Source organism: Magnetococcus marinus MC-1 (assembly GCF_000014865.1).
In the GTDB taxonomy this organism is placed as follows: Bacteria; Pseudomonadota; Magnetococcia; order Magnetococcales; family Magnetococcaceae; genus Magnetococcus; species Magnetococcus marinus.
On record NC_008576.1, the window covers coordinates 3,050,253 to 3,063,097 of the forward strand.

General features: G+C 57.0%; 6 protein-coding genes. All 6 read left to right on the plus strand.

Annotation, left to right across the window (positions count from 1 at the left end):
* The first annotated feature begins 8 nt into the window (after positions 1-8).
* The 6 genes from MMC1_RS12260 (at position 9) to MMC1_RS20220 (ending at position 12,759) form a co-directional block, all read left to right on the plus strand.
* A complete protein-coding gene (locus MMC1_RS12260; protein WP_011714015.1) occupies positions 9-2,954 on the plus strand; it encodes a 2-oxoglutarate dehydrogenase E1 component in 2,946 nt (981 codons plus the stop codon).
* A gap of 75 nt (positions 2,955-3,029) precedes the next feature.
* Positions 3,030-4,370 (plus strand): 2-oxoglutarate dehydrogenase complex dihydrolipoyllysine-residue succinyltransferase, encoded by a 1,341-nt coding sequence (odhB, locus tag MMC1_RS12265; protein WP_011714016.1) that lies wholly within the window; start codon positions 3,030-3,032, stop codon positions 4,368-4,370.
* A gap of 145 nt (positions 4,371-4,515) precedes the next feature.
* Positions 4,516-5,922, plus strand: coding sequence for a dihydrolipoyl dehydrogenase (gene lpdA, locus MMC1_RS12270; RefSeq protein WP_011714017.1), 1,407 nt, complete (start codon positions 4,516-4,518; stop codon positions 5,920-5,922).
* A 108-nt stretch (positions 5,923-6,030) separates the two neighbouring features.
* A complete protein-coding gene (locus MMC1_RS12275; protein ID WP_011714018.1) occupies positions 6,031-10,320 on the plus strand; it encodes a PEP/pyruvate-binding domain-containing protein in 4,290 nt (1,429 codons plus the stop codon).
* Positions 10,321-10,428: 108 nt separating this feature from the next.
* Positions 10,429-11,664 (plus strand): type I glyceraldehyde-3-phosphate dehydrogenase, encoded by a 1,236-nt coding sequence (gene gap / locus MMC1_RS12280; protein WP_011714019.1) that lies wholly within the window; start codon positions 10,429-10,431, stop codon positions 11,662-11,664.
* Positions 11,665-11,826: 162 nt separating this feature from the next.
* A complete protein-coding gene (locus MMC1_RS20220; RefSeq protein ID WP_011714020.1) occupies positions 11,827-12,759 on the plus strand; it encodes a metallophosphoesterase in 933 nt (310 codons plus the stop codon).
* The last annotated feature ends 86 nt before the right edge of the window (positions 12,760-12,845 follow it).

Below are 12,845 nucleotides of genomic sequence, written 5' to 3' on the forward strand. Positions count from 1 at the left end.
TTAGACACATGGCCGGCCAACTGGACGCACTCCTAAACGGGACCAACGCCCTCTATATCTCTGAGCTCTACGCCCGGTATTTGGATAATCCTCATGCGGTGGATGCCACCTGGGCGACCACTTTTGGCGAACTGACCGAGGATGAAACCCCGGAAATTTTTAAAGAGATTCGTGGCGCCAGCTGGTCAAAATTGGAGTCTGGCATTCTGGGCAAACCCCTTGAACGCGACCCCGACAGCCAAACCCGTCACGCTCACTTTGTGCAAGGGGTCACACAGGTGGCCGGGACCGAGCCAGAACAGATCCGGCGGGCCACCTTGGATGCCATTCGGGCTTTAATGATGATCCGCACCTACCGAGTGCGGGGCCACCTGATCGCCAACTTTGACCCCCTCGGACTGGAGGCACGGGAACACCATCCAGAGTTAGACCCGGCCAACTATGGTTTTGCTGAAGAGGATATGGACCGCCCCATCTTTATTGATTATGTGTTGGGCTTAGAGACCGCCACCCTCAGACAGATTGTACGCCTGCTTAAAGAGACCTACTGCGGCACCATTGGCGTTGAGTTTATGCATATTCAAGAGCCCGAAGAGAAAGCCTGGGTGCAGCGCCGTATTGAATCCATTCGCAACCGTACCCACTTCACCCTCAAGGGCAAGCGCACCATTTTGCAACGCCTCTCCGAGTCGGAAGGGTTTGAAACCTTTCTACAGCTCAAATATACCGGCACCAAACGGTTCGGTCTGGATGGCGGTGAATCGCTGATTCCGGCCATTGAGCAAATTCTAAAACGCGGCACCCAACTGGGCCTTAAAGAGGTGGTCATTGGCATGGCCCACCGGGGACGTTTAAACGTGCTGGCGAATATTATGCGCAAGCCCTACGCCGCCATTATGCATGAGTTCCAGGGGGGCTCCAACAAACCGGACGACGTGCAGGGTTCCGGGGATGTGCGTTATCACTTGGGGGCCTCGGCTGACCGGGTCTTTGATGACAAAAAGGTCCACCTCTCCCTCACCGCCAACCCCTCCCATCTGGAGTTGGTCAACCCCGTGGTATTGGGCAAAGTACGCGCCAAACAGCTCCAACGTGGGGATACCAGCCAACAACAGGTCATGGGGCTTATCATGCATGGCGACGCCGCCTTTGCCGGCCAGGGTTTGGTGCCTGAATCCCTGGCGCTATCGGGCTTAAAGGGCTATCAAACCGGGGGCACCATCCACCTGATTGTCAACAACCAGATCGGCTTTACCACCAACCCCCGCAACTCCCGTTCGTCGCCCTATCCGTCGGATGTAGCCAAGATGATTCAAGCCCCGATCTTTCATGTGAATGGGGATGACCCTGAGGCGGTGGTGCATGCGGCCCGCATTGCCATCGAGTATCGGCAGGCGTTCAGTAAGGATGTGGTGATTGACATGTGGTGTTACCGTCGTCACGGCCACAATGAAGGGGATGAACCCAGCTTCACCCAGCCCATTATGTACCGTGCCATTGCCAACCACCCCACCACTCGGCAGGTCTACGCCCAAAAATTGGAGCGCGAGGGGGTACTTAAAGAGGGCGAAGGGGAGCAGATTTACAAAGAGTTCCACAATGAGCTGGAGACCTCGTTTCAAGAGGCCCAATATTTTCTGCCCACCTCGGCCGACTGGCTGGATGGTATGTGGAAAGGGGTCTCTAACCTGCGGGGCGAGGAGGAGATGCACCAGCACAAAACCTGCGTGCCAGAACGCACCCTGCGCGAGGTAGGCAAGGCGCTCTACACGCCACCCCAGGATTTTGCGGTGCACCGTAAAATAATCCGGCAGCTACGCAGCAAAGAGCAGATGTTTGAAAGCGGCGAGGGTTTTGATTGGGCCACAGGTGAGGCGCTGGCCTTTGGCACCCTATTGGTCGAGGGCATTCCCGTGCGTCTCTCGGGGCAGGATTGTGGCCGGGGCACCTTTTCTCAGCGTCATTCGGTGTTGATCGACCAAAATGATGAGTCTCGTTATGAACCCCTGAACCATATCCGTTCGCTCCAAGCCGATTATGAGGTGATCGACAGCCCCTTAGCTGAGGCATCGGTGTTGGGCTTTGAATATGGTTACGCCTCGGCTGACCCCCATGCGCTGGTGCTGTGGGAGGCGCAGTTTGGTGATTTTGTAAATGGCGCCCAGATGATTATCGACCAGTTTATCAGCTCGGGGGAGTCTAAATGGCTGCGCCTAAACGGCATGGTCATGCTGCTGCCCCATGGTTTTGAGGGGCAGGGCCCTGAGCACTCTTCGGCCCGGCCTGAGCGATTTTTACAGCTCTGTGCCGAGGATAATCTACAGGTCTGCAATCTCACCACCCCGGCCAACTATTTTCACGCGCTACGGCGGCAAAATCACCGCAATTTCCGCAAACCGCTGGTGATTTTTACCCCAAAATCGCTGCTGCGCCATAAGCTTTGTGTCTCCAAACTCGAAGCGTTTATCAGCGGTTCATCCTTTCAACGGGTGTATGACGAGGTGGACACCCTGGTTGCCGACGAAGCGGTTAAGCGGGTGGTGCTGTGTAGTGGCAAAGTCTACTACGAACTGCTACAGACCCGCCGTGAGCAAGGGAGCAACGATGTGGCCATTGTGCGCATTGAGCAGCTCTACCCCTGGCCCCGCAACGCCCTGTTTAAGGTGCTCCAGCGTTATGCCAATGCCGAGATTGTGTGGTGCCAGGAAGAGCCCGCCAACATGGGTTATTGGAGCTTCCTCTTTCAGCGCCTGATCCATCTGCTCGAGGATTTGCAGAGCAAACAGCGTCTGCCCATCTATGCAGGACGCGGGGCTTCGGCCTCACCCGCTTCTGGGTTGGCCAGCAAACATCTTCAAGAACAGACGCATTTGGTCCATGAAGCACTCTTTGTGCCCTTAACCGAAATCCCCCAACCGTTTCGCCGCAAAGAGACGGTACCGGTGGAAAAATAACCGATCTCAACCCGCTTGGGATCTTTAACGGATAACAGAAACCAGACGTTTTACCCATAGGAATCGAGGCTGATCATGGCAACGGAAATCAAGGTGCCCACACTTGGTGAATCGGTAACCGAGGCCACTGTCGTACAGTGGCTCAAACAGGTCGGCGATGCCGTTGCTGTTGACGAGCCCTTGGTGGAGTTGGAAACCGATAAAGTTACGGTCGAGATGCCCTCGCCGGTGGCCGGAGTTATTACCGAAATTTACGCGGGTGTGGATGCCGATGTCGAGGTCGGGGCCGTGCTCTGCGTGGTGGATGCCCAGGGCAGCGCCCGCGTAGCCGTCCCCGCCAAACCGGCGGCTGAGCCTGCCCCGGCTCCAGCGGTGGCGACAGCCGCGACACCCGCGCCAGCGGTGGCTACACCGGCCCCAACCGTGCCGGTTGCCCCCCCCAGCGGCGGAGCCGCCCTCTCCCCAGCGGTGCGTAAACTGCTGGCTGAACATGGCCTAGATGCCACGCAAATACCGGCAACGGGTAGCGGTGGACGACTCACAAAAGGGGATGTATTGGCCTATCTTGAGCAGCCAAAACCTGCTCCAACGGCGGCACCAACCCCTGCTCCAACGGCGGCACCAACCCCTGCTCCAACGCCAACACCGGCCCCCGCTCCAATGGCCACCCCGGCACTCGCCCCGGCAGCGCAGCTGCCCCCCGCCGTCGAAGGCCCCCGCGAAGAGCGGGTCAAGATGTCGCGCCTGCGTCAACGCATTGCCCAGCGTTTGAAGGAGGCGCAAAACACCGCCGCCATGCTCACCACCTTTAATGAGGTAGACATGACGGCGGTTATGGCGCTGCGCAGCCAATACAAAGAGGTGTTTGAAAAGCGCAACCATGCCCGTTTGGGTTTTATGTCCTTCTTCGTTAAAGCGGCCATCTCGGCACTCCAGGAGTTTCCTGCGGTCAATGCTGAGATCCAGGGTAACGAGATTGTCTTTAAAAACTACTATGACATTGGTGTCGCGGTGGGCTCACCCCAGGGCTTGGTGGTCCCGGTCCTACGGGGGGCGGACGCCATGTCGTTGGCGGGCATTGAATCCACCATCGCGGGCATGGGCAAACGGGCCCGTGATGGCCAACTCTCCATGGAGGAGATGAGTGGCGGCACCTTTACCATCACCAATGGCGGGATCTTTGGCTCCCTGCTCTCCACGCCCATTCTTAATACGCCCCAGTCGGCGATTTTGGGCATGCACAAAATTCAACAACGCGCCATGGTCATGCCGGATGGCTCCATCCAGGCCCGTCCCATGATGTATCTGGCACTCTCTTACGACCACCGCATTGTGGATGGTAAAGAGGCGGTGAGTTTTCTGGTGCGCATCAAAGATTGCATCGAGGATCCCGCGCGGATTCTGCTCAACGCCTAAGGGTTGCACCGGAAACGGGGTTTTGACCCATGATCCCCCGAGCCGCTGGCCCAGGGACCCGTACAGACCGGGGCCAGCGGATTTTTTTTCATCCCTAATCGCCCACAAGGGCATAGCCCCTGCTGGGTGTCGATGAGGACGAAACATGTCTGATACGTTTGATCTGGTGGTAATTGGTGGTGGTCCTGGTGGCTATGTGGCGGCCATTCGTGCCGCGCAACTGGGCTTAAAGACCGCCTGTATTGATAAGCGCCCAACGCTGGGGGGCACCTGCCTGAATGTGGGCTGCATTCCTTCTAAAGCGCTGTTGCAATCCTCTCACCAACTAGAGACCGCCCAGCATGCCATGGCGGCCCATGGGGTAGAGATCAAAGGGGTTAAGGCCAACTTAACCACCATGATGCAGCGCAAGCAAGAGGTGGTGCAGGGGTTGACCCAGGGCATTGCCTTTCTCTTTAAAAAGAACAAAGTCACCCACCTTATGGGCAGCGGTACCATTGTGGACAGTAGCCATGTGCAAGTGACCGCAGCGGATGGCAGCGTACAGACCCTAACCACAGAGAACATTCTCATTGCCAGCGGCTCCGAGGTTGCCACCCTGCCCGGTTTGGAGATAGATGAAAAACACATTATCTCGTCCACGGGTGCCCTTGCATTGGACAAGGTGCCAAAAAAAATGGTGGTGATTGGTGCGGGGGTGATTGGCTTAGAACTGGGCTCGGTCTGGCGCCGCTTAGGGGCCGAAGTGACGGTGGTGGAGTTTTTGGATGGCATCCTGCCCGGCATGGATGGGGAGATTCGCAAAACCGCCCAGCGCACCCTGAGCAAACAGGGCATGCACTTTAAACTGGGCACCAAAGTGACCGCAGCCAGCGTGCTTAAAAATGGCGTCAAGCTCACCATGGAGCCGGTTAAGGGTGGCGAGGCCGAAGAACGACAGGCCGACGTGGTGTTGGTGGCGGTTGGCCGCAGACCCTACACCCAGGGGCTGGGACTGGAAAACATTGGGGTCACGCTGGATGAGCGGGGCTTTATTCCCGTGGATCATGATCGACAGACCACCTGCGCGGGGGTGTTTGCCATTGGCGATGTGATCGGCGGGGCCATGCTGGCCCACAAGGCCGAAGAGGAGGGCAGCGCCGTTGCCGAAGCGTTGGCTGGTCAGGTGGCCCATGTCAACTATGACGCCATTCCCGCTGTGGTCTACACTCACCCGGAGATCGCCAGCGTGGGGCAAAGTGAGGAGTCCCTTACAGCGGCGGGTATCCCCTATAAAGTGGGTAAATTCCCCTTTATGGCCAACTCGCGCGCCCGTGCCATTGGCGATGCCGAGGGCTTTGTAAAAATTCTTGCCCATGCCACCAGCGATGCCATTTTGGGGGCCCATATCATCGGCCCCGCAGCGGGGGATCTCATTGCTGAGATTGTGCTCGCCATGGAGTGTGACATTAGTGCCGAGGATATTGCCCGCACCTGCCACGCCCACCCAGGGTTGGGCGAAGCGGTTAAAGAGGCCGCTTTAGCCGTGGATAAACGTGCCATCCACGCCTAAACCCATGACACAGCCGATCCGATCGAGCGTCGGAGCTGCTGCACGGGCTGGTGGGGGATCTCCCTACCCCTCACCAGCCATTACTTCCATCTGTGACAAAGGGTTATCATGCCGCACAGATCCCCCATACAGAGCCGCCCCCAGCCCCCCTTGCAATCGGATGCGCTACGCGCCAATTTGGCCCAAACGGCGGTGGCAGCGGTGGAGATCCCCCCGCACCAACAGCCCCTGTTGCAGGTTGTGGAACCTCATGCGGGCATCTATCAACCGTTGGAACAGCTGCTCAAAGAGCTCAACCACCCCTTTCGCAATTGGCGTCTGTTGCTGCCAGAGTGGCGGGCTTTTGTGCTTAAAAACCTCTACCACTATCTCCAACACCCACTCGCCTCCACCACCCTACCCCTGCTGGGTGCCCCTTTTTTTCAGGCTCTGGATGACGCCTCGCAAAGCCGGGAGCACGTTGCCGCCCTGGGCGCTATGTGCGCCTATATTGAAAAACTGGCACAGGCGGTGACGCCGCAAAATAATGCCCTCCTACAGCCTTGTATCGAAGATCTGCTGGGTGCCCTACAGCAACGGCCCGACGCGCAATTTTGCCTATTGGCACAAACCCACCACCCCCTTAAACGCGCCATCAAACGGCTGTTGGAGATCCCAGAGACACCCATCACCCAGCTTAATTGGCAGGGGGCCGCCCAGGTTATGCAACGCCACTTGCGCCTGACCTACGCTTTTTGGTTGCAACAAGAGGATCCCAGCCCCTTCACCACCCCCCTGCATGGCGCACTGTTCACCGCCCTGAGCCACCCGGCCCTTTACCAACAGCAAAAACAGCTTGAGCGACTGGCTGAGCGGCACCCTCCCCATGGAGCAACAGCTTTGGCTTTTGTGCAAGGGCTCCTGGAGCTGCCCGATGCCCACGACATGGTGCGGCTCTATGGTGAGGCGGGCAATCGCCTAAGCCAATCCCTGAAACAGAGTGGGGATGCCCACACTGAGCGGGCCAATGTGGCGCGTTGCCTGCAATTTTTATTTCGAATTTTAGAAAATGAGGGCCTGACCCTGCTGCACGAAAAAACGTTGCGCGAGGTCAACCAAGGCTTGGTACGGCTGCTCTCCATCGCCCACGACCATGACCAGACCGAAGCGTTTTTTATCCGCACGTTTGAATCCCTTAACCACAATGTGCTGCACTATCCCCGCACCGCCCTACAGTGCATCGAAGCACTGGGCAGCAAAGTTATTCAGCTGGCCAACCCGCGTCTGGTGGAGCTCTTTTTGGAGCAAGCGGTCGGCTTTGGTTTTCAACATAGCTGCGTGGCTGGGGTGGATGCCCAGTGGAAAACCATCGCCAACCCCGCCCACCTGCATAATATTCGGGTGTGGTTAGCGCTCATCGGGCAACAGCCCAAGTGGTGCTCAACCCTGCTCTCGGCGCTGATTATCAACATCAAATTAACCGGCACCCTGATCCGTGACACCGACCTCTTCCAAAAAGATATCAGCAAGTTGCTCAACAGCGAGGTGGAGCCGGTCTATAATTTGGTCAAACAGTTTGCCCGCCTGTTGCCGGTCTACTACAACGATATTGGGGCCGAAGGGGCGCTGCGGGATGTCTCCACCCAACTGGATGAGATTCACCACCGCCAAGATCCCCTCATCCACTTTTTACGCAAGCAGTGCCATGTGGAGAGTACCAATTTAATCGTCCCTCTCACCGCCGCCGTCATCCGCTATTGGCAGAGCGGCGAACCGGCCCACGTTGCCCCCTATCTCTCCGAACCGGTGCGCATGAGCCTGTTACAGCAAGCACCCCTCCTAGAGGGGGTGCAGCGGGTCATGGCCGCCCTGTTTGATCAGCTTGCATTGCAGCAACCCGAAGCGCTGCTCAACCTGCCATTAACAACGTTAAGCCCCATCGTGCAGGCCGTCGATGGGGTGGAGGCCAGCGAAAAACAACGGGTGTTACTGCTCATCGAGCTCTATCAACTGGTGGAGCAAAAGTATAACCCTGGCTTTGCGGGGGTGCTTCCCCTGTTACAGCGCATGGCCCAGCTCGGGGTTGCCGAAGCCACCCCGCTGTTACAAGCATTAGAGCAGGGCACCGCCCCTACCCTACCCTTATTGTTAGAAGCCATGGAGGGGCTAAAGCGCTTAATTTTAGACCCGCAGCAGCATGCCGCGCAGGAGGAGATTTTTCAAAAACGGCATATCGCGGTGGGCATCCCCTCGGTTTATGGCCGCTACAGCGAGCCCAAATTTGATGCCTTGGCCCTCATTTTTCGGCTGGAACGTCAGGCCACCGCCCTGCTGGATGGCTTAACCGCCAACGTGCCCGAAGCCTTTGTAACCCGCGCCACCATCACTCAGGTGATTGAGGATCTCAGCCTCTTTCAACGGGCGCTGCGGTTGGATGGCATCAAATCCCGCAAGTTGCGCAACGACCTGCTGGTGGTCCGCTATTTTGTGGAGACCAATCCGTTTACCTACCATCAATTTTTGGATCTGTTCCGTAGTCTCTCCCAGGTGGTTAAGGGCATTATCTATACCCACTACACCTCTCACCACCGGGATAATATGGCGCGGATTATACCCACCCTGCCCGCCGCCGCCATGCAGAGCAAATATGCCGCCCTGCTACAGGCGGGTGATACCACCGGCAATTTGGAGCGGGTCAACGAATCGTTTATGCGGGACCTGATTGCCGAAACCTTTAGTCTGCAAGCCTTAGACAACTATCTGGGGCGGGTTTTAAAAATGCTGCACCGGCAATTGAGCATGCTCGATGCCCAACGCGCCCAGCAGCTGCTTACCTACGATCCCACCAAGCTGTTCTGTCCCATCCATCACCCCAACATGGCGATTTTGCACCCCATCCATCTGGGCAACAAAGGCTATAATCTGGCCCGCTTGGTGGTCAACGGTGCCCCAGTACCAGCGGGCACCATCCTGACGACCGAGTTTTTCCGCTGCCACCGCCTAATCCACGACCACCCCCCCGCCTGGCAAGATTTTATGGCGCGGCTACGCGCTGAAATGGCCGCATTAGAGCAGCAGACCGGGCTGGGGTTCGCCGATCCTCAACGCCCCTTGTTGGTTTCGGTACGCTCTGGGGCATTGATCTCCATGCCGGGCATGATGCAAACCATCCACAATGTGGGCATTAACGAGACCATTGTTGCCGGGCTCAGTCAGCAATCGGGCAATGCCTTTTTTGCCTGGGACACCTACCGCCGTTTTATTCAATCCTGGTGCATGGCCCACGATGTGGAGCGGGGTGTTTTTAGCGACATCATGCGCAGCTTTAAACAGCAGTATGGGGTGAAAAAAAAGGGGCAATTCAGCGCCGAGCAGATGCGCCAGCTCGCCTTTGCCTACCGGGACGCTGCCCGTGGATTGGCCATCACCCTGCCCGAAGAGCCCTGGCAACAATTACTGGCTGCCATTGAATTGGTCCTGGCCTCCTGGCATGGGGAGAAGGCCCACCACTACCGGGCCATCATGGATCTTTCCGACGCCTGGGGCACCGCTGTGGTGATTCAAAAAATGATCTATGGCAACCTGCTACAGAGCATGATCACCGAAGAGACCGATGGTGCGGCCTGTCCCCGAGTGCTGTCAGGCACCGGCGTGCTGTTTACCGCCCACCCCTACCGCAAACTCACCCAAGTGATGCTGTGGGGGGACTATACCCCCGGCAACCAAGGGGAGGATATTGTGGGGGGATTGGTCTCCACCTGGCCCATTAGCATGGAGCAGTGTTACAGCGACCATCGCGACCCCCAGCAGGCCCTTGAACACCGTTTCCCCCTTATCTATCAGGGTTTATTGGAGCTGGCCAAAACCTTGATCTACACCCGCGACTGGAACCATCAGGAGATTGAGTTCACCTTTGATGGGCCAACCGTGGAACATCTGCACATTCTGCAAACCCGCAACATGATCACCCGTGAGAGCCTCCATTCGGTGGTGAGCGGCTTTAAGCTTCATGGCAGCCTGAAAGAACATCTCATCGGCCAAGGCATTGGCGTGCATGGCGGAGCCTTATGCGGGCGGGCAGCGTTTAACTTGGAGCAGATCGAGACCCTGCGCCAAACCTATCCCAGCGATCCCTTGATCCTTATCCGCTACGATACGGTCAGCGATGACATTAAGGAGATTAGCCAAAGCCAGGGCTTGCTCACCGCCCGTGGCGGGCAGACCTCCCATGCGGCCATTGTGGCGGCCTCCCTCCAAAAAACCTGCGTGGTTGGGTGCGAATCCATGCGGGTATGGGAGCTCCAAGGTTACTGCAAACTGGATGGGGTGACGGTCAAATTGGGGGACGCCATCGCCATTGATGGGCATAACGGTCATGTGCTGCGGGGGTGGCATGAGATCGAACGCACACTTTATTAACCCACTTCGGCCAAAACGAACAGGCTGGGCGAAACAGAAAGATGGCTGGGGTGTGGCACGGTGGCCCACCCTGGATTTACCGATGGCAAGATAGGGAGGAACCGCAGCATGAAACTCGGTATTAATGGCATGGGCCGCATTGGCAAATTGACCCTCTGGCAACATATCGCCAAGCAGAGCTTTGACGAAATTGTGGTCAATGTGGGCCGGGATGTTGGCCGTGGTTTGGAGGATCTGGCCCAAGTTATCCGCAAAGACAGCACCTATGGCAGTTTAGCCAGCTACCTCTATGGCTTTCGTGGCGGCGAGCCCATTACCGCCATCGACAATGATGCAGGCACTATGCTCATCCATGGCGTTCCGGTAACCTTTTTGCGCCGCGCCCGCAATCCCAAGGATATACCCTGGGGGGAGCACGGGGTGGGGTTGGTGGTGGATTGCACCGGTGCCTTTGTTGACCCCACCGTACCGGCGGATGATCCCCGTGGCGCCCTGCGTGGCCACCTGGAGGCTGGTGCGGAAAAGGTCCTGCTCTCGGCCCCCTTTAAGATTAAAAACAAAGAGCTGAGCATGCCAGAGGATGCCATCACCTGCGTGATGGGCATCAACAATGAACAGTATGATCCCAGCCAGCACCGTTTAATTTCAGCCGCCTCCTGCACCACCACCTGCCTGTCGTATATGATGAAACCCATGTTGGAGCATTTTGGGGTACAACGTATTTTATCGGCCTCCATGGTTACCATTCATGCCGCCACCTCAAGCCAGATGGTGCTGGATGCGGTGCCCAAGGCGGGGGCCACCGATCTGCGTAAAAACCGTGCGGTGATGAACAACATTATCCTCACCACCACCGGTGCGGCTAAAGCCTTGGCCGAGGTCATCCCCCAGGTTGCCGAGATTGGCTTTATGGCCGAATCGGTGCGTATTCCCACCAACAGCGGCTCGCTGGTGATCCTCACCCTTAATTTACAATCCGAAGCCGAAGGGGAACCCATCAATCGGCAGGCGGTGAACGCCATTTATCGCGAGGCCAGCCAAGGGCTCTACCGGGACCATTTGGTCTTTAGCGAGGCGCAAAATGTCTCTTCGGACATTATCGGCTTTCCCAAAGCGGCCACGGTGATTGAATCCCGCGAGACCCATACCCGTACCGCCTACTCCCATGTGGATCTTAGCCGTCTACCGGGTCTATCCTCCGAGATTAAGGCCCAGTTGCAGGTAACCCGGCTGGATGTGCCCGTCACCCAAGCGGTTGTTTATGGTTGGTATGACAATGAGTTTGGCAGCTACACTAATATGTTGGGCAATCTGACCGAACATGTTGGCCAGCAACTGTTCTAAGCCTGTTAGGGGGGGGCGCTTGCATCGCGCCTTCCCTCTACCCCCTTTTTCGCCTATAGGTTACCCTTTTTCCGAGCATAGATTGTTGTCTGCACCATTCACAGGCATAATAGAAGGTATCTTTTCAGTAGACCTTTGTTTCCTTGGGGATGGAGCGAGCCAATGCAGGACCCGTCACGTTGGCGTTTTTTTAAGCGGGGTTGGCACTTACACCGTCGCACCGGCAAACGGTTACACCATGCCTATTTAACCTATATAGGCATGACTCTACTGGTGGTGTTGGCCATTGGTTTATGGGGATATATCCAAGCGGAACAGATAGAGATTATCAAACTACGACACCCCATGCCGGGCCTTGAAAAACCGGTGCGGGTGATGCTCTTGTCGGATTGGCATCTGGGTATTCACCCCATTTCGGTAAGCCGCGCCCAGGAGATTGTTACGGAGGTGAATTTTCAAAAACCCGACCTCATTGTCATGCTCGGGGATTATGTGGACGCCCTCACCCCCTACGATTTGAGCATTGACCAGGTGCGGCTGGCCCTACAGGGGTTACAAGCCCCCGGCGGGGTATTTGCTGTGTTTGGCAACCATGATGGCTGGTATGGTCGCCCCAAATTAAGAAAACTGTTCAAAGAGCTCAACTTTACCCTCTTGGAAAACAGCCATGCCAGCGTCGCACTACCAGGGGTTTCTTTGATGATCGTCGGGGTGGAAGATGATCGCACCGGCAGCCCCAATCTAAAACGGGCCTTCGCGGGGCTGTCGAGCACAACCCCAACCCTGTTGCTAAGCCATGACCCGGTGGTGTTTACAGGCGCTCCCGACCGGGCCAACCTGCTCACCCTAGCAGGGCACACCCACGGGGGGCAGATCGCCCTACCCTTTTTTGGCCCCTTGACCAATATGAGCCGGGCATCCAACCGCTGGTCAGAGGGGTGGGTGGATAAGCCCAACAGCCGCATGTATATTACCACCGGCTTGGGCACCTCGATCCTACCCATCCGCTTGGGCACCTTAGCTGAGATGGTTATCCTTACCTTATCGCCTCTGTCCCCCTCGCCTAACACCTCTGCCGCCCCCCTGCACCGATGAGTAAACAGCCATCTCCGCGATGGGACTGGTCCAATATATCGCGATGCAAGTCATTGATAAGAACTTTCAAAATGTTTCAAACTCCT